This is a genomic window from Sphingomonas sp. EU05-FHT14C10 (assembly GCF_058790595.1).
This window is the reverse complement of the sequence record NZ_JBYTEN010000008.1, coordinates 45,503-65,923: the sequence shown is the minus strand read 5'-3', so window position 1 is coordinate 65,923 and position 20,421 is coordinate 45,503. Positions and strand designations below refer to the sequence as shown.

Sequence of the window (20,421 nt, the reverse complement as noted above, 5' to 3'; positions counted from 1 at the left end):
ATCGGTTTACGAAAAAGCGTGGGCCGGCGCATGCGCATTCATCTATAAATTAGTAAGGAGAATTGGAGTGACGAGGATCTCACGACTTTATGCTGCAGCTTGTCTCAGTTTGGCTGCAATCACCGTCTCACAGCCGCTGACCGCACAAGGGTTGGGACATACCTTTTTCATGCGGGGCCAGGTTGTGAAGGCAGCCGGCCCCGACGTCGTCGTATGCATCGGAAAAGCCGATGGTGCGCAGGTGGGCCAAACGCTCAAGGTTGTTCGCGTCATTGAACGACCCGGCCCTCCCAAGGGGACGGCTCAATTTGATCGCCGAGATGTGGGAAGGGTCACGATCACCCAAATCATCGACGACCATTTCGCCCGTGCGTCAATAGCGAGCGGCGACGTCAAGAAGCATGATTTGGTCGAACTGCATAGGTGATTCAATACGAGCCGAGCATGCGCCAACCTGGCGCGCGCTCGGCAATTGGCGAGGCGTCGGAAACGCTAAGAGCGTGGCAATTTCACACGAAAATGGCCGCCGTAGTAGCGAGCAGATCTCCAGCCCGACACAACCGAACGCGCCCTCTCCGAGACTGAATCCTTCCGTCGTGAGACCGCTTCAATTTGCTGACTTGTGGGCGCCAACACATGTGGCGCCCGCGTCCAATTTTACGCCCGAGATTACCTCCGAGTTCACTGCGGCCTCCCGGCCTGGCCGTTGACTCGCATCACCTCAGGCCGGGTGCCGCGCATCAGCGAGATCGCTGCCCGCTCACTCCAGAGGCGGACAGGTTCGCCGTGCTGCTGCCACAGCGCGTCATGCGCACAACAGATTTGGGAGGCTCTCAGTCAACGTACCTGCCCATCCTATTCGGCATTTCTACACCTAACACTATGTAACATCACGATAGTTTGTCATCCCATGCGAAACATGTGTGATCCAATCACAACAGGCAGCTCGAATATGGAATGCTGCCGAGATGTTTCTTGTGCATTGCACAACATTTCTACAATTTACCCATCTTCGCTAGCAACTTGGCCCCATCCCCCAGGATCGAGAGGTATGAGCGCGGTGAAGCGCAGGAGAACAAGGAGAACGATCAGGTATAGTAAAAGGGGGAATCTTCATGCGCAAATCCATAGCCGCGCTTTCTGCCATAGTGTTCGCGAGCGCCGCCTCTCCTGCGCTCGCTCAAGATGCCAATAGCGATGCGGCTCCCAAGGCCCCGGCGAGCTGGTCTGACACCATCAAGCTCTCCGGTCATGTCGAAGGTGGCCTGACCCTGAACACGGCCAATCCGCCCGATGGGCTCAATTTTGGCCACTTGTTCACGGACAAGGAAGGCAAGCCGCTGCTCAACCAGGCGATATTGACGATCGAGCGTCCGATCGATGCCTCTTCGCCGAATGTCGATGTCGGGTTCAAGCTCCAGGGAATGTATGGTTCCGACGCCCGCTATACGCATTTCCTCGGCGAGCTTGATGATGTCACGAATGATCGTAATCAGTTCGACATCGTCGAAGCTTACGCACAAGCGCACCTCCCGATCCTGACCGCCGGCGGCGTGGACATCAAAGCCGGACAATTTGTCACGCTGGAGGGTGCTGAAGTCATTTATGCGCCCCAAAACTTCTTTTATTCGCACACCTACATCTTCAACTTCGGTATTCCCTTCAAGCACACGGGCGTGCTGACGACGACCCATGTGAGCAAGACGCTCGACATTTATGCGGGCATCACCTCGGGCGTGAACACGACGTTGTGGAAAGGCGATAACAACGGCTCGCCATCTTTCCATGGCGGTTTGGGGCTCAACCTGCTCGGCGGTGGGCTCACAATATACGCCACCACGAGCATTGGTCCTGAAATTCCGCGTGGCACCGTCGGCGTCCGACCTAACAAGGATCTTCGCTATCTCAATGACGTCACCGTCATCTGGAAGATCAATGACAAGCTGACGTCCACAACCGACCTCAACTACATCCACGACGATGGCTTCGATGCGTCCGGAGGCGGTGTCGCACAATATTTCACTTATGCGCTAAACGAGCATTTTGGGATCGGTATTCGCGGTGAGGTCTGGCGTGATGACGATGGTTTCTTTGTCGCCGCCTTCCCCGGCAACCGCGATTTCGTCAACGTTGAAAAGGGCCGGCCGGCGCCAAACGTGTACGGAGGGGGCAGGACGACCTATGGCGCCGTCACCTTGGGCCTCAACCTCAAGCCGCCGATGCACAATGTCCCTGGTGCGCTGCTTGTGCGGCCGGAGATCCGTTATGACTGGTCGCTCAATGACACGACGCCGTTCGCGGCTGGAACTCGTGGGCATCAGCTGACCGCCGCGGCCGATGTCATCCTGATGTTCTGAAGGCCAAGGCATCGTCACATTGGCGGTGTCTTGTTCAAAAGGCCGCGCCCAACTTGACGACGAGAGCCGCATCTGCGCCATTCTTCAACTTGCCACCTTTGAGGAATGGCGCAGAGCGGTTGGTATCGACATAGCCGAGGCTGAGACTGAACGGATTGCGGACGTAGACAAGATCAAGGCTCCAATCCAGCTTGTCCCGGAAGAGCGCATTATCCTCCCAGCCGAGGTGGGACGCCACCGTCAGCGGCGTCCCTGGAATGCCCGCATCAAGGTCGGAATAGACATAGATGCCGCGCTTCCCGCCATAATTGCGCTGGTCAGGTGTGAATGCAAAACCAAGTTTGGCTGACAACGGCCCGAATTGCGTCTGACCTGAGCCAAAGAGTTCATAATAGTCTTTAGCTGACAGATCCGGGAACAAATAGCCGCGCCCGCCAAGGGACAGGCGAAAAATTCCGACCTGCTGTTCTACGCCAGCGTAGACTTGCGCTTGAAACGAACCATAATCCGGGTTGCCCTGGGTCAGGGATCCGATACCGCCGGAAAAAAGACTCGTTGAACCGCCAACTGGGAGCGTGGCATCAAGGCTCGCCTGTGCGACCGGCTCCTCCTGGCTGCGTGAATAGCCTCGGAACCGATAGTCTGAAGCCACCTCGACATCCCCGGAAATGTCTGGCGTCACGCGTTCCTGCGCCCATGCCCCTTGAGAGATGGCGGCACTCAGGAATGCGGTGCATCCCCAAATCAATCGAGCCGGCTTCAAGCTTTCCCTGCGGGATTCAATCATGTCTGGACCTTCGCGTCGCAACCAAAGCTGAAGATGGGTTTGGAGTCCCATACTTTTCCTCCATGGCAGATGCAGGTTGAGTGCTTGCTGCGCAATGGCATGTTGCAAATTTCTATCGTCCGCGCGCGGCTGGATCCGATGCAAGCGATCGGCGTTAAATCTGGTGAAGGCGCGATGTATCATTACCATTTTGAATATTTCTTTCTCGCACAGGCGCATGGGTATAGAATGGTGTAGTGATCCTAACGCGACAGGCATGCCAATGCATAACTGTCTGACCTTGCCAGTTCGGAGGGCGCCATCCGGCGGACGGCGCGGGCGGCTGCGCCGCGCTTCCGGACCAACGCATCGCGCGCTTTTGGTCCTTCTCATGATCGCATTGAGCTTGTTCGCGACGCAAGCCATTGGCCAGCGACCTTGTCCTGCAATGCCGTTGCAAGACTGTATGATGGCGGCGACCGCTGAAACTGCTGCATCTTCCGTATCGCAAGATCAGGACCCGCCCTGCTGCCCGCTCCAGCATATGGCAAATTGCACCGGCGTAGCATGTACCGGGACCTACATCGCAGCACCTCGAGCGATGGGCTTCGATATGCCTCTCGCTGTGCAGCGCCACGGGCTTCCGAGGGTCGCATCCGAACAGGCCCGCTCATTCACCGGCAATATATTCCATCCCCCGCGAATCAACTTCTCCTGATGCCCATGCGCCGCAATGGCGCACACGGAATCTTATTGGAGAGGTATAGCCATGATTACCTATCGAACGCTGGGCGCCTTTGTAGCGCTGACCATGATGTCGGTTACACTGAGCGCCTGCGCCGGCTCTTATGAGACGGCAAGGATGGAGGCGCCGCCACAACCGGGAATGAAGCAGCGATGCTTCACGCCGCCCAACCCCGGCCGGGCGGTGTCACCGCCAACGAAGTGCTGGTGGTATTGGCCGAAAACGCGGTCGCCCAAATAAGCTCGGCCACCTAGCGGCGAAGTCCGCGCAGTACCAGTGCCGTGACGATTGGCTGCGATGCGCCACCCCGACCAAGGGTGTGCCGTTAGGCGAACCGTCATGGCACGGCAGCGGTTTGCGTTCGACCACAACACCAAGGTCGTTGCTAATGGAACCCGCGGTTCCCCGGCATAACGGAGCGCGGCAGTCGCTATCGTCGCAAGCTTTTGATGCAGGATGCCGGGTCACCGATACGTTTTTGCAGACTGCTCAAGCCCCATGCCGACGGAGCGGGTCGTACGTTATTCGTCCGTTCAAATTCTCCCTCAATGAGTCCTATTCCCGATCGCGCTTGGCGGACGGTTGCGGACGCGGTCATATACGGTCGGAGACTGGATGACTGGCCGACCAAGATTGCTGCTCGAAAATAATTCAATATCCCTATTGACCTTATCACAGTGTCAAGGCGTAACCTCCTGAGCGTCACGGGGAGAAGGACACCACATTCGCGTCCACTCGTTCCAGGACAGCAAAATGACACCAATAAGGAAACTGAAACGATGAGAGTTCAGAAATACCTTCTGATAGCCGCGCTCGGCTTGGCGGCGACACCCGTCCTCGCCCAGTCGATGGGCGGCAACATGGAGGGCATGCCGGGCATGAAGCACGACATGTCGGCGAACAAGTCCGCGCAAGCCACAGGTACGGTCACGGCCCTCGACGTCAAGGCCGGCACGGTCACGATCAGCCACAATCCGATTGCGGCTCTCAATTGGCCGGCAATGACCATGTCGTTCAAGGTCAATCCGGTTTCGCTGGTCAAGACGGTCAAAGTCGGCCAAAAGATCCGTTTCACGGTCATGACGGGCGGCGCGGCTCCCGAAGTGACGACAATCCAGGCGATCTAAGGGACCGGGCGATCGAGAGATGAAGCGTCTGTTGCGTCTTGTCCTGTTCGTGGGAGCCTTCATGGGGCTACTCCTGCAGACTGCTGCCAATGCGGCAGGGCCGGACACGGGCGTCGCGGCCGTGCAATCCGCCCAAATGGATCCGGGTTGCATGGAGAAGATGCAGCAGTATGGGCAGCAGGCGCCGGAAAAGAAACCCTGCCACGGCCTGACCTTGAAATGCATCGCGACCATGGGTTGCATCTCAGCGGTCGGCTTGCCGAGCGATTTCGCACTCATGGCGGAACGCCTGTTTTCCCCGCCCCAGTCGTTCTGGACGACGTCCACGGTGCTTACGGGCACTGATCCCAGTCCCGAGCATCATCCGCCGCCCTTCCTTGGCTGAATCGACCGGCCGTAGCGGGACCTGATCAGGCGAACCAACGCCTGAGGCACCCGAAACGGCACCGTTTTGAACTCAGCTCAAGGAATACGATCATGAAGACCCTTACTGTCCTCGCCGCGATGGCGGCTGTTCTCACCGTGTCTGCGCCTGCCTTCGCGCAGAACACCACGCCCCCGGCGGAAACCGGCCATTGGGAATGGCAATCCCAGCCCAGCTATGGCCCCCGCGCACCGCTTCGTGCGCCCAAACGCGTCTGGGTCCCGGCTGCGAGCGAAACCGCCGCCAAGGATGACAAGTCCGGAAACTGCGACTGCGCTATGATGCACGCCTCGGCTGGCAAAGCCGCCGACTGCATGAAGATGGACAAGTCGGCGAGCTAGCCTCGGTCTTCCCCGGCGGGGCCTTGGAGCAGCGCTGGGGACGGACCTGTCGGCGAGACGGTTGCTGCCCCCATACCATCTCGCCGACAACGCTCCCCTAGGCTGGTCGCGCATGCAAGGATCGATTTCCCTGCGGCGCGAGCAGTCGGCCGGATATCCGTGGTAGCAAAACGCCAGCGCAGCGCGGCCCGCGTCCCGGGTTGCACCGATCTCCGTAACCGCCCTTGTCGCAGTCGGGGCCCGGTTCCATAGTCATCGTGGCTCCGCTGAGAGGACATAATTATGAATCAAAGGCTTCAGCAGAATAATACGCCTGACGCTTTTTACTTGCGGCACGAAACTGTCCCAACGGGACGGAAGAAGGCGAAACTCTCAAGAACAGTTGCCACCGCCCTCGCGCTCCTACTTTTGGCGCCGAAGCCGGTGCTGGCGCAGGAGAGTCGGAACCATGACGACGCTGCTATGACTACCGCTCCCGTTACTGCGGGACCGGAGCTTGGCCTCAACGAGGCGATTGCCCTTTCGCAAGGCGATCAACCGAGCCTCGCCGCTTATGAGCGCGATGCGAGGGCGTCCGAGGAAGCCGCCGTCGCAGCCGGCACGAAGCCCGATCCGGTGCTGCAGACCAGCATCCAGTCCTATCCAGTGACCGGTGGGAGGGCGTTCAGCCCGAACCGCGACGACTTCACCATGTACACGATCGGCTTCATGCGTGAGGAGGTCAGGCGCTCGAAACGCGAGGCCGCCGCGGCAGCGCTACGCGCAGATGCCGTGGTTAGCCGGACCCAGGGGACCGTCCAGGAACGCCGCATCCGGCGCAATGTCATGGTCGCCTGGATCAACGCAGTCGAGGCGAGCGGCAAGCAGAGGTTGCTTGCCCGGATCATCTCTGATCTGCAGGTCGCCCATCGGGTAATGGAGGCGGGCGTTCCAACAGGCGCCGCAACCCCCTCGGATGCGCTGCAGATGCAGGCGGAAATCTCGCTCGCAGAGGCGCAGCGCGTCGAGGCCCGCGGCCAGGAGCTCCGCGCGCGGGCGGAGCTCGCGCGGTGGATCGGCGATGCGGCGCGGCGCCCGCTGCCGACACGCGTCCCCACGATCGAACTGCCCGCCGGCGTCGACGCCAAGTTCGATCCGGCGAGCCATCCTGAGGTGCGGCTTGCCGATGCCGAGGAAGCGGCCGCGAAGTTGCGGACAGACGTCGCGCGCCGGGACCGCAGGCCCAATATCAGTTGGGGCGCGAGCTATTCATTTCGGCCCGACTATGGCGATTTCATTGGCTTGCAACTTAGCATTCCGCTGCAGCTCAATCGATCTAGGTTGCAGGACCGTCGCATTGCGGAGGCATCCGAACGCGAGTACGCCGCCCGGTTTCGCGCGCAGGATATGCGGCGTGATCTCGATGGCCAATATTATGCGGCGATCGCCGACTATCAGGCAGCCGACGCGCAACTTACGATCCTGACCAGTAAGTCAGTGCCGTCGCTCGAAGCTTCGTTCGATGCCGCAGAGGCTCGATACGGCGCCGGTCAAGGGACGCTCGAACTGCCGCTGTCGCTGGTCCGGCGCTACGTCGAGACCACGATTCAGACGCTCGAAGAGCAGGCGAAGCGCGCCCGCGCCGCCACGGACATCACCTATCTCACACAGGACGTCGCGAAATGAACAGGAAGAAGTCTATCCTCGCGGCGGGTGCCGCGCTCGCACTCCTGCTCGCCGGGGGCGGCAGTTATTGGCTCATCTCGGGGAATCAGGCCGCCTCGGGAGACGGCGGCAAGGGCGGTGTCATCGACGGCGTCGTGCAGGACGCCTCGGGGCGCCGGGTCAAATACTGGTTCGACCCGATGGTACCCGCAGAGCGCTACAACGCGCCGGGCAAGTCGTCGATGAACATGGACCTCATGCCCAAATATGCAGATGAGGCCGGCAACAACGGCATCGCCGTGTCGAGCCGGGTTCAGCAGAACCTAGGCGTGCGCACCACGCGCGTCGAATATGCCGACCTGTCGCCATCGGTCAGCGTTGTAGGCCGCGTCGACGTCGATGAACGCCGTATCGTTGCGGTCCAAACGCTCACGCCTGGCTTTGTCGAGCAGCTCAACGTCCGCGCGGTCGGCGAACATGTCTCGGCAGGGAGCCGCGTCGCTAGCGTTTATTCGCCCGAGCTGCTCGGCGCGCAGCATGAATATTCCGCGCTCCTGCGCATCGGCAAGTCGACCATCACGCCCGACCTGCAGCGCGCGACACGGCAGCGCCTGACGCTCCTAGGCCTGCCCGAGAGCACGATCCGCAACCTCGATCGCGGCGGCAAACCCCAGCGCACTTATGGTGTCTTCGCGCCGCGATCAGGTGTGGTCACGGAAATCGGCGCGCGACCCGGCGCCCGCGTCGAGGTCGGTCAGTCCATCCTGACGCTGGCCGATCTTTCGCAAGTGCTGGTGGTCGCTGAGGTGCCCGAGGTGTCGCTCGGCCAGGTGAAGATTGGCCAGCAGGTTCAGATCACATTCCCGAGCTATCCGGGCGAGGTGCGGCAGGGCCGCGTGGATTACATCTTTCCTACGCTCGATCCTGAAGCGCGAACTGCCCGGGTCCGCGTCATCCTGCACAATGGCGATAGCAAGCTTAAGATCGGAATGTTCGCCAATATGACGATTACCGGAAGCTCGACCAATGCGCTGGTTGTTCCGACGGAGGCGGTTATCGCGACCGGCAAGCGTAACGTCGTGATCGTACAGCGGGGAGCCAGCTTCATTCCGGTCGAAGTCCAGCTTGGGCGGACGGTCGGCGAGAAAACCGAAATCCAGCGCGGCCTAGCCCAGAACGATGTCGTGGTGGTCTCGGGCCAGTTCCTCATCGACTCGGAAGCCTCGCTGGCAGGCCTGATCGAACGACTATCGCGTGGGCAGCCGACACCGGGGCAGTCTGCGAAGCCGATGAACATGCCCATGCCGGGCGGACAACAGCCGCAAGAGCAATCCGACCTCATCGAAGGGACAGGCACCATCAAGTCGCTGGACACGGCGGGCGCCAACGTGACGCTTGCCCATGGCCCACTACCGGCGATCGGATGGCCGGCCATGACGATGACGTTCCCCGTGCAAAGCGCCGCACTGCTGCGCGGCCACAAGGCCGGTGAGCGCGTGCGCTTCGGCTTCAAGAAGCCCGACGCGGGCAAGACGCCGATCATCTCGCGCATCTCCGCGGAGGGCGCACGATGATCGAACGCATCATCCGATGGTCGGCCGCCAACCAGTTGATCGTTCTTCTGGCAGCGGCCTTCATTGCGGCCGCGGGTGTTTTCGCCGTCAACCGCACGCCTCTCGACGCCTTACCCGACCTGTCAGACGTGCAGGTGATCATCCGCACACCCTATCCGGGCCAAGCCCCGCAAATTGTCGAAAGCCAGGTCACCTATCCACTGGCGACGACGATGCTGTCGGCGCCCAAGGTAAAGGCGGTCCGCGCCTTCTCCTTCTTCGGCGACTCCTTCGTCACGGTGATCTTCGAGGACGGCACCGACCTTTATTGGGCCCGGTCGCGAACGCTCGAATATCTCAATCAGGCGGCGGGACGTATGCCAGCTGGCGTGACGCCCGCGCTCGGCCCTGACGCCACCGGCGTCGGCTGGGCCTATGAATATGCGCTGGTCGACAAGACCGGGCATAATGACTTGGGTCAACTTCGCGCCCTGCAGGACTGGCAGCTTAAATATCAGCTCAAGGAAATCCCCGGCGTCGCCGAAGTGGCAAGCGTCGGCGGCATGGTTCGCGCCTTCCAGGTACAGGCCGATCCCGAGAAGCTGCAATTCTATCGTATCTCACTCAACGACGTGATGGATGCGATCAAGACCGCCAATAATGAGACCGGCGGCTCGGTGATCGAGCGCGCCGAGGCGGAGTACATGATCCGCGTCGGCGGTTATCTCAAGACTCTCGACGACTTCCGCAACATCCCGCTCAAGGTGAGCGAGACCGGCGTACCGATCACGATCGGAGACATCGCCCGCGTCCAGATCGTTCCCGATTTCCGGCGTGGCATCGCCGAACTAAACGGCCAAGGTGAAGTGGCTGGCGGCGTCATCGTCGTCCGCGCCGGTGCCGACACCCGTTCAGTAATCGATGCAGTCAAGGCCAAGCTCGAAGACCTCAAGGCATCCTTGCCTCCGGGCGTCGAGGTCGTGACCGTCTATGACCGCACGAGCGTGATCGACCGCGCGGTTGAGAATCTCACTCATAAGCTGTTCGAGGAGTTCATGGTCGTCGCGATCGTGTGCGTGATCTTCCTCTTGCACTTCCGGTCGTCGCTCGTGGCGATCCTGACGCTTCCGCTCGGCGTGCTGACCGCCTTCATCGTCATGTATATTCAGGGTGTTAACGCCAATATCCTGTCGCTTGGCGGCATCGCGCTCGCAATTGGGGCGATGGTGGACGCCGCCGTCGTCATGATCGAGAACGCCCACAAGAAGCTTGAACATGCCGAGCACGAGCATGGTGGCATGACCGAGAAGCTCAGGCGCAAGACCCTCATCGACGCTGCCGTCGAGGTGGGACCGGCGCTGTTCTTCTCGCTGCTCATCATCACGCTCTCGTTCCTGCCTGTGTTCAGCCTCGAGGCGCAGGAAGGAAAGCTGTTCAAGCCGCTCGCTCTCACCAAGACCTATTCGATGGCGGCGGCGGCGGGCCTGTCGGTGACGCTGATCCCCGTGCTGATGATCATGTTCATCAAGGGCAAGATCCTCCCAGAGGAGAAGAACCCGATCAACCGCTTCCTGATCGCAGCCTATCGTCCAGCGCTGACCTGGGTGATGCACCGGCCGAAGCTGGTGCTGGGTCTGGCGCTCGCGGCCATCCTCGCGACGGCCTGGCCGATTTCGCGGCTCGGTGGCGAGTTCATGCCGGCGATAGCGGAAGGCGACCTTCTCTACATGCCGACCGCGCTTCCGGGCCTCTCGGCATCGAAGGCGTCGGAACTGCTCCAGACCACCAACCGGATGATCAAGACAGTGCCCGAGGTGAAGACCGTGTTCGGCAAGGCCGGACGCGCAGACACCGCGACCGACCCTGCGCCGATCGAGATGTTCGAGACGACCATCCAGCTCAAACCGCAAAATGAGTGGCGGCCGGGCATGACGATGGACAAGATCATCGCCGAGCTGGACTCGAGGGTCAAAGTGCCCGGGCTGGCCAATGTGTTCGTCCCGCCGATCCGCAACCGCATCGACATGCTCGCAACCGGCATCAAGAGTCCGGTTGGCGTGAAGGTCACCGGCCCAGATCTCGCGACCCTGGACCGACTCGGCGCCCATATCGCGCAGGTGGTCAAGGGCGTGAACGGCACCTCCTCGGCGATCTCCGACAAGATCCTGGGCGGGCGCTATGTGGACATCCAGATCGACCGTCTGGCTGCTGCACGCTACCGCCTCTCAATCAAGGATGTCCAGAATACGGCGGCGGCGGCGGTCGGCGGCATGCAGGTCGACCAGAAGATCGAGGGCCTTGCCCGCTTCCCGATCAACGTCCGGTTCCCGCGCGAGAGCCGGGATAGCGTCGAAGCGCTTCAGAACCTGCCCATCGTCGCGCCGACGGGCGGCATAGTGCCCTTGGGCGCGGTGGCAAAGATCGCGATCGCCGATGGTCCGGTCATGGTGAAGAGCGAGAATGCTCGTCCCTCGGCCTGGGTATATATCGATGTGCGTGGACGCGACATTGTCGGGTTCGTCAACGAGGCGCGCCAGCGCGTCGCCAGGGAAGTACCACTTCCGCCCGGCTATTCGATGATCTGGTCCGGCCAGTTCGAATATGCCGAGCGAGCGTCGCAGCGCCTGATGTGGATCGTTCCAGCGACGATCGCGGTCATCTTCCTGCTCTTGTACATGGCGTTCAAGCGGGCGCGCGAAGCGATGATCGTGCTCTCGACCTTGCCCTTCGCACTCGTGGGCGGCATCTGGCTCATCTATCTGTTGGGCCATGCCTTCTCGATCGCGACCGCTGTCGGATTCATCGCCCTATCGGGTCTTGCCGCCGAGTTCGGTGTCATCATGCTCGTCTATCTCGACCGCTCGATCGAGGAGCGCATTAAGGCAGGCAAATTCTCGACGGCCGAGGATCTCGAAGACGCCTTGATGGAAGGCGCGGTGCTTCGCGTGCGGCCAAAGGCGATGACCGCCGCGGTCATCCTCGCCGGCCTGTTCCCGCTCCTGATCGGCACCGGAACCGGCTCGGAGGTCATGCAACGCCTCGCGGCGCCTATGATCGGCGGCATGATCACGGCGCCGCTCCTGTCCCTGTTCGTTCTGCCGACAATCTACAAGCTGTTCGGCGTGCAGCGCTTCCTCCCCCGCGCCGGCGACCCCGAAGACGAGGCGCCGAAGCCAGCGGCCCACCCGGAGCCGGCCTAGCGCCGGCTCCGGGTGCAGGGCGCTGCACAACATCAATCACCGCGTTCGAATTTACCTGAAGGAGAATGAAGACCATGAAACCCATCTACACTGCGTCCGCGCTCGGCCTCGTCGCGCTGCTCGCCGCCTGCGGCTCCAAGACCCCAACCGAGGCGCCCACCACCGCTAACAATGCCGAGGCGAACAGCGCCATGACCGGCATGGAACCGACGGACGCCATGTCGAACATGAACAATATGTCGAACATGGCGAGCCCGGGAGCGATCGAGACCATGATGGCCAAGGCCACTGGCAAGGTGACCGCCATCGACGCCGCTGCCGGCACCGTCACTATCGCGCACTCGGCGATCCCTGAGGTGAAGTGGCCGGCGATGACCATGACGTTCAAGGCCAACCCCAAGCTGCTCTCCGGCATCGCGGCCGGCGATCAGATCGCGTTCGATCTCACCGTCAAAGGCAATGACGGCGAGGTCACCGCGATCAAGAAGCAGTGATCCCATGTTCGAGATGATCGCATGATCGAGGTCGCTGCGGACATTGTGATCGGGGCTGCGCCAGACCGGGTCTGGCGCACGCTCACCGATTTCGCGCGTTTCCGGCAATGGCACCCGTTCCTCGAGTTGGAGGGCGTGCCCGAGAAAGGAACGAAGGTCCATTATTGGTTCCGGCTGAAGCCTGATGGGCCGCGCCAATGGGATACGACAGCCTGGATCACAGAGTTGGAGACGCAGCGCGCGCTCGTTCTCGAGCTTGGCATCCCCTTCCTGCTACGGATCGAGGAACGGTTCGAGCTTTCGCGAGAAGCAAACGGGACGCTGCTCAAGCACATCGCGCGCTTCCGGGGGCTGTTGCCAGCGATGATGCCGCGCAAGTTCATCCAGCGGCGCGCGATCCATATTTACCGGACGCCAATCGAATGGTTGCAGCGCTATTTCGCGACCGCAACCCCGCCTGTTCCGCAGCCCCCGCAACAGGGGCCGAACCGCTTCCAGAGGCGGAGCGTGCGAAGCAGGCGTTGAGGCCCTTTTTGTTGCAGGTCGTTGCGCCTCGACCTGCCTGTTGGCGCGCCTTGGAGTTTGGAGGACCGGATGGTCGAATGTACGCAAACAGCTCCGCAGCATCTTCCGGCGACCCGGGTGAAAGGCTCGCCTTAATGATCACCAATGCTCATCAATATAAGGTCGCGCGGCGCGCGCTCCTGACGCTTCGGGCGAAAGCGGAACGCGCGAGGTCTCGGGCAGACGGCGACGACGGGAATAACCGGTCCGACATCGAGCAGCGCATCGTCGAGCTGACACGCGAGGTGGAACTCTATGAGAGCCTCCAGGCGGGCAATACGCCCTTGCTCGCGATCGGCAACCTTGAGGCTCTGGCGGACCTGCTCATCGCCGGGCGCATTGCGAGGGGCATGACGCAGAAGGATCTGGCCGATTTCCTTGGGCTCAAGATGCAGCAGATCCAGAAATATGAGTCCGACCGCTATCAGTCGGCGAGCCTGCGCCGGATCACGACGATCGCCGAGGCGCTCGGGCTCGATGTCCACCAGGCCGGCGGACTCGTCGGGCGGCCTACTCTTAGCGCGACCGATCTGTCGCGGCCGGCAGCCTTTCCGCTCGGTGACATCTACAAGCGCGGGTGGTTCGCGCCTTATGGCGGCACGGTCCTCAGCACCCGCGAGACGGCGAGCCAGCACCTCGCCGCCTTCTTCACCCAGGCCTTCGGCGGTCGGGCTGGTCCGCGCAGACGATATGCGAGGTCTGCAAGCCCTCCGCATGAACCCGCAATTTCCGCGTGGGAAGCGAGGATCATGATCCTCGCGGACGAACGCCCTCCCCCGCGCATCTCGATGCCGAGCCTCGTCAATGAGAACTGGCTTTCGGGCCTCGTTGGGCTCACCCGGGAGCGTCATGGCGCAAGGCTCGCGCGCGATTATCTCACGGAGATCGGCATCGCCCTGATCGTCGAGGATCCATTGCCGGGCGTGCGGCTCGACGGCGCAGCATTGCGGACGGCGGGAGGCCGGCTTGTCGTGGGCCTGACGCTGCGCGATCCGCGCCTGGAGAGCTTCTGGTTCACACTCATGCATTTGGTTGCCCACATCTTCCTGCATATCGGCCCGAACCGCTACGACGCGATATTCGATGACCTCGATGCGCCGGCGAATTCAGAGATCGAGGAGGAAGCGGACACCTTCGCGCGGGAATTGCTGGTTCCGAGCGAGAAATGGGCCAAGTGCAAGTCGCAATATAGCTGGAGCCGCAAGACGATCATCGAGGACGCCAGCCGCCTTGGTGTCGGTCCAGCGGTGATCGAGGGGCATCTCCGCCGACTATACGGCGACGCTCAGGTTCAGCCTCGCCTGACGCCCAATATCGACGTGAGGAAACTGCTCAAGCCCTAGCGTGCCCGGCGCGATCGATGGTGTGAGCACCATGCCAGCCTAGGTGAGGATGCGCCACGCCACCTCCGCGAACCGCGGGCGAGAAAATGCCGGCAGAGCCAGGGCCCTGCCAGCAAGGGTTGGAGGGAGGTTCGAGGGGTAGGCGTTACTTTTGCGAGCCGCTGTTCGAAGCCGCGGCCATTGGGTTATCGGGCACCCAGGTTCGCACCGGCGGGCGAAGCGGAGCGCGGGGACCATATTGCGCTTGCGCACGCCACTCCCAATGGCCGGGGCCGTCCTTCGGCCCGAGCGTGCGGGCGAGCTGGCGCTCGACGACGGGCTTCCCATCGGCATCGACCAGGACCCGGACCGGCGCGCGCAGCGGCGTGCGGGGGCCGTATTGCGGCGGCAGGCGCCACTCATAGTGGTTGCCGCTGGTAGCGATGCTGACCTCCTGGGCGTTCGCGACGGAGGGGAAAGCAGCCGCAAGGCCAGCGAGGATCGAAGTGGTGGCCGCAATGGTGGCAGCAGCGGTGATGAACTTGGGCATGATAATCATCCTTTGGATTGAGCTTAATGTGAATTCGTATTGAGGTGCGCGAGATCCGGATGAGCTGGATCGAAGGGCGATCCCCCAACGGCGCAGTCGCGCGAGCTACGAAGTCAGATCAAGCTCGGAGGATGAGGTTCTGGACCGTCGGATCGACCGGCAAGGGACGTGGCTGGCATCGGACCATAGTAGGGCGATGCGAGCGGTATGACATCGGCCGGGCCGAAATCTTCATTAAGGACAACGGGAGCGCTGCAGCTCATTTGAGCGATGCAGTCGAGAGTCATCTTCTTGCAAGGGACAGAGCTCTTGCCGTCATTGTGGGATGCCATCGCCATACCGGCGCAGTCCATGTCGCTCATCGCGGCGACCTGCTGCGTGACCGTTATCGGCCTCGCGAGGTCGGCGCTCTGCGCAAACGCCACTTGCTGGCCAAGCAGGCCAATCCAGGCGCCAAGCAGGAGCAGCAAGGGAAGTACGCGTTTGAGCACCGTCAGTTCCTATCCTGACCGATCAGCCGGTCATTGAGTAGTTCGTCGTCCTGGTCCGAAAGGTTACATTCCGATCCGCAAGAAAGTGCGACCTTGTTGCCGCCGCTCGAGATGCCGGCGAGGATCGGACAGTCGCCGAGATCGTCGTCGCCGTGGCACTGGCCGATGAGCTGCTGGAGCGCGCGGCGCATGGCTTCTAACTTGACCGCCTTGCGGCCCATCTCCTCGGCGCGCGCGACCGCCAGCGCCTTCACCTCGGACTTCGAACGATTGCGGTCGGCCCATAGCCCGAGCAGTCCGCGAATCTCCTCGATCGCGAAGCCGAGATCGCGTGCGTTTGCGATGAAGCGCAGCTTGTGGACATCACTGCCGGAATAGTCCCGATAGCCGCTGTCGCGGCGCGGGGCCGGCGTAATGAGGCCAATTTTCTCGTAGTGCCTGATCATGCGCTGCGAGACGCCGCTCGCACGCGAGGCTGTTCCTATGTTCATCATGTCTCCAGATTCAGTCGAAAGGCGTTGGCCACCACGCTAGCCGAGGACAGCGCCTTGACCTCCGCCGTGATAATGAGGGAAAGCAGGATGGCGAAGAGGGGATAGAGTAGCCCCGCCGCGATCGGGATGCCCGGCGTGATGGGCCGTGCTGGCGGGATCGACCGTCATGCTGCAAACCGGATCGAACACGGTCGCTCCGGGCGTTGCGCAAAATCCTAGATGGCGCGCGCGATCGCAGACCGGTGCATGCATATCGTTGGGCGACCCGGTCACGGTGTATCTCCTTCTCGATCGGCACCTTCCTGCAGACGAACATGATGTTAGGGCCAAGAAGGATTTTAACGACAGTCCGGCGATCACCAACGTAGCAAGCGCGGACCCAGAATGGCGCCGATCAGGGCGCAGAGGATCACCGGACCGCCGAACCAAAGCGCCACGAAGGGGAGTGAACCACCGGGATGATGGAGAGCGAAGGCAGTTGCGCCGATAGCGCCGGCAACCAGTCCAGCCACAGCGCCGGTTAGACGCAGGCGTGTCGGCGCCTCGTTACGCAAATACCAGACGAGCGAGGAGAACGGGATGATTGCCGCGAGAGGAATGCAAACAAGGCAGTCCGCCCATTGCGGACCGAAGATCATCGCGCTCCAGCCCGAGGGCCGTCCAAGCGAAAGGGCAATCACGGCAACAGCGATCAGGCCGAGAAGCAGTAGCCCAACGATCGCGAGCGCGCCGCGCCCGGCGTTGCCGGGACGTGCTGCCATGCTGAGAAAGCGCGCGCCAACCGCGGCTAGGCCGAGCATATAGGCCAAGGTTAGGATGGTGAGGCCAAGGAATTTGTCGCCAAGCGCCTCGCCGGGCACGCCGAATATCACGAAAATGAGGCAGAGGGCAGCCGCCGCGCCAATGCCCAGGGCAACAAGCAGCGCGCGGCGCCGTTCGCCGTCGGCGACCGGCTCGACATTCGTACCGAGCATGTTGATCAGATCATTTGTCTTCACGATGGTCTCCTTACGCGAACCAGCAGGCTCAGCGCCTTGAGTCCCCGATGTACCATCACCTTGATCGCCGACTCCGACATTCCGGATTGCTCCGCGGCCTCGCTGACGCTGAGGCCATTCAGTTTCACCAACCGGATGACTTGCCGGGTCTTGGGCTTGAGTTGGCCGAGAAGGTCATCCAGGTCCAGCCTGCTCTCGATCGCGGGTGCGTCGTCCAGGGCAACCAGATCCTCGGCCTCTTCCACCTGCACCATGAGCTGCGACGACTTAGTGCGCCGCAGAAAATCGATCAGACGATAGCGCGCGATTGCATGGACCCAGGGGGTCAGCAATTGGGTCCGGTCATAGGTGTGCCGGCGCGTGTGAAGCGACACCAGCGTCTCCTGGACCAGATCCTCTGCGTCGGCCGGACTGCGGCCCATGCGCGCGCACTGCCCAGTGAAGTAACTGCGAAGATAGGCGCTGAGTCTCGACAGGAGTCTCTTGTAGGACGCGTCATCGCCTTCGAGCCCAGCAAGCATCATTGCCCGCAACTGTGGTTCTTCGGAGCGTATATCCATTCAGATCGTGCAGTCGTCGTTGCGGATGCCCATCACACGCCCCTTCCAATAGTCCATGAGATTGGACCGATATCATAACATGGTCCCTCGCTATCAATGGAAATCCCCCTAAGATCGAACGGAACCGGCGGATCGGCAGGCTTCAGGATTGGGGCGTTTCGGCGTTGGCTGTATCGATGTTCAGCGCCGCCGGCCGCGCGCTCCGCTGCCCGCCATGGCCCTTCATGCACATGAACATCATTGCCATGCACGGGAGGAGGAAGAGCAAGGGTACGAGTTGGACCGCGAGTAGCCAATGCTGGTCAAGCGCCAGCGCGAGCATCGCCATCGCGATGAGCGCCATGCCGCGCCGTCCGCTTATGAAACTACCGGCGCCACCCTTGCCCGAATGGCAGGGAGCGGAAGGTTGGGAAGTGTCGGTGACACATTCAGTCATATTCATCGTTCAATCTCCGCTATGGTTGGGAAGAGCCCGCGGCAGCGCCGCAGCCGCGCGCAAGTCGATGGATTCGCCGACCGGCGAATGGCGGCGCCTTGCACTGAAGAAGCGCCTGAACAGCTTGATTCCGGCGTAGATCAGAACGCCGTCGAACAGGAGAGTTGAGATCAGCATGAGCCATCCTGGAGAAATACAGTTCAGGGCCGTGGCCATAAGCACTTGCTCCGTTGTCGGGTCGCCAGGATTTTCGATCTGGCGGATCGCAAAATATCGGGCGGTCGACACCACCCTCACGATGAAGTACGCAGCCGTGTCGGAAGAGGTTACCTTGCGCCCTCGACAAGCCCATCGAGTTGACCTCGCGCACGTAGAGCTACCGTGCTCCGGGCAATGGCGTATTGGCACGACCGGCTCGGAGGTCATGCAACGCTTGGCGGCGCCCATGGTTGGAGGAATGATCACGGCCCCGTTGCTGTCGATCTTCGCCTTGCCCGCAATCTACAAGCTTTTTGGCGTCAAGCACTTGCAGTGCATGCCAGTGCGCCAAGAGGCGATTCTGAGTGATGCGCATCGACTGGGATGGGCCTGCGGTCGTTGTGGGGCACATGCGACGGCTTTGCGGCGACGTTAAGCTATCAAGCAGTCTCTGAACTGGATGCGCGTAAGCAACTTGACGTGACGTTCAGAAAAATGGGCGGCGCAGGAAAGGTCAAGGAAGAACCAGGCCTGACACCTCATCGACGGGCAGATCCGCAACTTGAAACAACTCGACCGCATAGCAGCGAATATGCCTGCAACGATGTCGATGAGATTACACCGCGCATGTAACCAGTGGCCCACCGAAGAGGCGCGGGCGGGACGCTGGCTGTTATTGTAGTCGACCGTGAAGAACGCCATCAGGTGACGATTGACCGCTGGGTTGGCGTTCGAGGCGCGGAGAATGCGGCCAGGATTTGGGCGCAAAGAAGCGCGAGCCAGCGGAGCAGCAGGCGGAAGTTGTAGCCGACCGCGGCGAGGATGGCGTTAATGGCATCGCCGCTGGCATGGGCGAGGTAATTTCGCTCCATTCTGTGATCGGATTTGAGATGGCCGATGACTGGCTCGACGGCGGATCGTCGTTTGAGCTCGCGCTTGATGGTCTGGGTGACGCCTCGCTTCTGGCCTGAGGTGTAGACCTTGAGCTTGTGGCCCTCGGGGGCATTGTGGCCGCGATAGCCGGCATCGGCGACGATGCGGGCGAGACTGGCGCCGATCTGCGCCTCGGCGGCGGGGATGATCCTGGCGAGCGTATGGCCGTCATAAGGGTTGCCCGGCAGCGCCTGGACATGGGCGACGAACTGGCCGCCCTTGCAGCGATAAACCGGCGTCGCCACGGTGACCTTGACGCCGAACTCGTAGGGCTTGTGGGCTTTCCCCTTGCCGATGCACTCGACCTCGGGGGCGTGGAGCGAATAGACCTTCGGACCGCGCTGACGGCGATCCTGCCTGTGGACGCGGCCGGCCAGATGCAGGGGCCTGGCGAAGGCCTCCTCCAGCCCGCTCTGCCCCTGATCCTGCGCTCGATGTCGCGGATCACGCGGCCGAGCTGGGTTCTGAGCGTCCTGAGCGCCTTGCCGGCGCGCTTGAACTGATGGGCATGGGCATAGCGCTGGTACTTGATCAGCGCGCGCTTGCCGACCCGCGCATAAGACTGGCGCAGCGTCACGCCCTGCTCCTTCGCCAGCCGGACCAGCCGTTCGCGGGCGCGATGCAGCAGCCGGGCGTCGGTCGGGAACATCACATTCTTGGGCTGCACCGTCGTGTCGACGGTGAGCTTGGAAAAGTCGCTCGGCCTGGCCGCTCCCGTCCGGGTGGCCACGCTCAGGCTTTCCTGGATCAGCGCCCTCAGCCGCTCCTCGCCCATCCGCTGCCGCCAGCGGGTCAAGGATGACCGGTCGAACGGCGGCTTGTGCCGGAAAAACTCCTCGCCGCAGAAATATTGGAAGTAGGGATTCTCGACCCAGCGGTCGCACAGGCTCTCGTCCGACAGGTCGTGCATGTGCTTGAGGATCGCCAGCCCCGCCATCAGTCGCGTCGCCAAAGGCGGCCGCCCCGGCTTGTCCTCGTGGACCTCGCCGAACCGGCTCTCGAGAAAGGGCCAGTCGATCTTGCCCGCCAGCCGCACCAGCGGATGACCCATGTCAATGATCTGGTCGAGCCGCGACCGGAACATGTCTCGCTGGCCCGTCTCGCGTCGCTTGGTCGGCTTCATCCCCGCCCCCAACATCGTCGTCAGGCGCAGTGAATCATGCCCCCAAGGCAAAATCAATTTGCAAGAAAACCCCCGGCCTCATCGCCAAACCCGGCAAACTC

19 protein-coding genes and 3 pseudogenes are annotated in these 20,421 nt (G+C 61.8%); 13 read left to right on the top strand and 9 right to left on the bottom strand.

The genetic code is table 11. The features are described from left to right. The first annotated feature begins 67 nt into the window (after window positions 1-67). Window positions 68-427: a hypothetical protein gene (locus tag AC3WT0_RS10050; protein WP_492753380.1), complete on the top strand. Its 360-nt coding sequence runs from the start codon at window positions 68-70 to the stop codon at window positions 425-427. A 688-nt stretch (window positions 428-1,115) separates the two neighbouring features. Further along, complete coding sequence (locus AC3WT0_RS10045) at window positions 1,116-2,357, top strand: porin (RefSeq protein ID WP_492753379.1); 1,242 nt, start codon at window positions 1,116-1,118, stop codon at window positions 2,355-2,357. Between the two features lie 34 nt (window positions 2,358-2,391). On the opposite strand, the gene AC3WT0_RS10040 is transcribed toward AC3WT0_RS10045, so the two are convergent. Further along, complete coding sequence (locus tag AC3WT0_RS10040) at window positions 2,392-3,333, bottom strand: TorF family putative porin (RefSeq protein ID WP_492753378.1); 942 nt, start codon at window positions 3,331-3,333, stop codon at window positions 2,392-2,394. 1,353 nt (window positions 3,334-4,686) lie between these two features. Between AC3WT0_RS10040 and AC3WT0_RS10035 the strand changes: the two genes are divergently transcribed. The 9 genes from AC3WT0_RS10035 to AC3WT0_RS09995 all read left to right on the top strand — a co-directional run bounded on the left by AC3WT0_RS10035 (window position 4,687) and on the right by AC3WT0_RS09995 (window position 14,558). Continuing rightward, window positions 4,687-4,995, top strand: coding sequence for a copper-binding protein (locus AC3WT0_RS10035; protein WP_492753377.1), 309 nt, complete (start codon window positions 4,687-4,689; stop codon window positions 4,993-4,995). 19 nt (window positions 4,996-5,014) lie between these two features. Further along, the gene (locus AC3WT0_RS10030; RefSeq protein WP_492753376.1) at window positions 5,015-5,380 is read left to right on the top strand and encodes a hypothetical protein; all 366 of its coding nucleotides are present in this window, start codon (window positions 5,015-5,017) and stop codon (window positions 5,378-5,380) included. 92 nt (window positions 5,381-5,472) lie between these two features. Next, the gene (locus AC3WT0_RS10025; protein ID WP_492753375.1) at window positions 5,473-5,760 is read left to right on the top strand and encodes a hypothetical protein; all 288 of its coding nucleotides are present in this window, start codon (window positions 5,473-5,475) and stop codon (window positions 5,758-5,760) included. Between the two features lie 462 nt (window positions 5,761-6,222). Then, complete coding sequence (locus tag AC3WT0_RS10020; RefSeq protein ID WP_492753374.1) at window positions 6,223-7,425, top strand: TolC family protein; 1,203 nt, start codon at window positions 6,223-6,225, stop codon at window positions 7,423-7,425. Next, window positions 7,422-8,978: an efflux RND transporter periplasmic adaptor subunit gene (locus AC3WT0_RS10015; protein WP_492753373.1), complete on the top strand. Its 1,557-nt coding sequence runs from the start codon at window positions 7,422-7,424 to the stop codon at window positions 8,976-8,978. Before AC3WT0_RS10020 ends, AC3WT0_RS10015 begins: the two co-directional genes overlap by 4 nt. Then, on the top strand, window positions 8,975-12,157 hold the full coding sequence (locus AC3WT0_RS10010; protein ID WP_492753372.1) for an efflux RND transporter permease subunit: 3,183 nt from the start codon (window positions 8,975-8,977) through the stop codon (window positions 12,155-12,157). The genes AC3WT0_RS10015 and AC3WT0_RS10010 overlap by 4 nt, the downstream gene beginning before the upstream one ends. 65 nt (window positions 12,158-12,222) lie before the next feature. Next, entirely contained in the window at window positions 12,223-12,651 is a 429-nt protein-coding gene (locus AC3WT0_RS10005) for a copper-binding protein (RefSeq protein WP_492753371.1), read from the top strand. A 21-nt stretch (window positions 12,652-12,672) separates the two neighbouring features. After that, complete coding sequence (locus AC3WT0_RS10000) at window positions 12,673-13,176, top strand: SRPBCC family protein (protein WP_492753370.1); 504 nt, start codon at window positions 12,673-12,675, stop codon at window positions 13,174-13,176. A 134-nt stretch (window positions 13,177-13,310) separates the two neighbouring features. Then, entirely contained in the window at window positions 13,311-14,558 is a 1,248-nt protein-coding gene (locus AC3WT0_RS09995; protein WP_492753369.1) for a helix-turn-helix domain-containing protein, read from the top strand. Window positions 14,559-14,703: 145 nt separating this feature from the next. On the opposite strand, the gene AC3WT0_RS09990 is transcribed toward AC3WT0_RS09995, so the two are convergent. From AC3WT0_RS09990 to AC3WT0_RS09960, 7 genes and pseudogenes are all read right to left on the bottom strand, one after another. Next, window positions 14,704-15,087 carry a hypothetical protein gene (locus tag AC3WT0_RS09990; RefSeq protein WP_492753368.1) on the bottom strand — a complete coding sequence of 128 codons (384 nt, stop codon included), beginning with the start codon at window positions 15,085-15,087 and terminating at the stop codon, window positions 14,704-14,706. Window positions 15,088-15,200: 113 nt separating this feature from the next. Next, window positions 15,201-15,578: a hypothetical protein gene (locus AC3WT0_RS09985; RefSeq protein WP_492753367.1), complete on the bottom strand. Its 378-nt coding sequence runs from the start codon at window positions 15,576-15,578 to the stop codon at window positions 15,201-15,203. Window positions 15,579-15,697: 119 nt separating this feature from the next. Further along, window positions 15,698-16,069: pseudogene (locus AC3WT0_RS09980) on the bottom strand (MerR family transcriptional regulator); the annotation flags it as partial. Between the two features lie 359 nt (window positions 16,070-16,428). Beyond that, on the bottom strand, window positions 16,429-17,070 hold the full coding sequence (locus AC3WT0_RS09975) for an NrsF family protein (RefSeq protein WP_492753366.1): 642 nt from the start codon (window positions 17,068-17,070) through the stop codon (window positions 16,429-16,431). Further along, window positions 17,067-17,630, bottom strand: coding sequence for a sigma-70 family RNA polymerase sigma factor (locus AC3WT0_RS09970; protein WP_492753365.1), 564 nt, complete (start codon window positions 17,628-17,630; stop codon window positions 17,067-17,069). Before AC3WT0_RS09970 ends, AC3WT0_RS09975 begins: the two co-directional genes overlap by 4 nt. Window positions 17,631-17,772: 142 nt before the next feature. After that, the gene (locus AC3WT0_RS09965) at window positions 17,773-17,973 is read right to left on the bottom strand and encodes a DUF2933 domain-containing protein (RefSeq protein WP_492753364.1); all 201 of its coding nucleotides are present in this window, start codon (window positions 17,971-17,973) and stop codon (window positions 17,773-17,775) included. Window positions 17,974-18,075: 102 nt separating this feature from the next. Next, entirely contained in the window at window positions 18,076-18,282 is a 207-nt protein-coding gene (locus AC3WT0_RS09960) for a hypothetical protein (protein WP_492753363.1), read from the bottom strand. 184 nt (window positions 18,283-18,466) lie between these two features. On the opposite strand from AC3WT0_RS09960, the pseudogene AC3WT0_RS09955 reads away from it, so the two are divergent. Further along, window positions 18,467-18,700: pseudogene (locus AC3WT0_RS09955) on the top strand (hypothetical protein); the annotation flags it as partial. Continuing rightward, the gene (locus tag AC3WT0_RS09950; RefSeq protein WP_492753477.1) at window positions 18,649-18,897 is read left to right on the top strand and encodes a hypothetical protein; all 249 of its coding nucleotides are present in this window, start codon (window positions 18,649-18,651) and stop codon (window positions 18,895-18,897) included. The pseudogene AC3WT0_RS09955 and the gene AC3WT0_RS09950, both read left to right, overlap by 52 nt. Before the next feature lie 68 nt (window positions 18,898-18,965). On the opposite strand, the pseudogene AC3WT0_RS09945 reads toward AC3WT0_RS09950, so the two are convergent. Then, window positions 18,966-20,320: pseudogene (locus AC3WT0_RS09945) on the bottom strand (IS5 family transposase). Window positions 20,321-20,421: the final 101 nt, after the last annotated feature.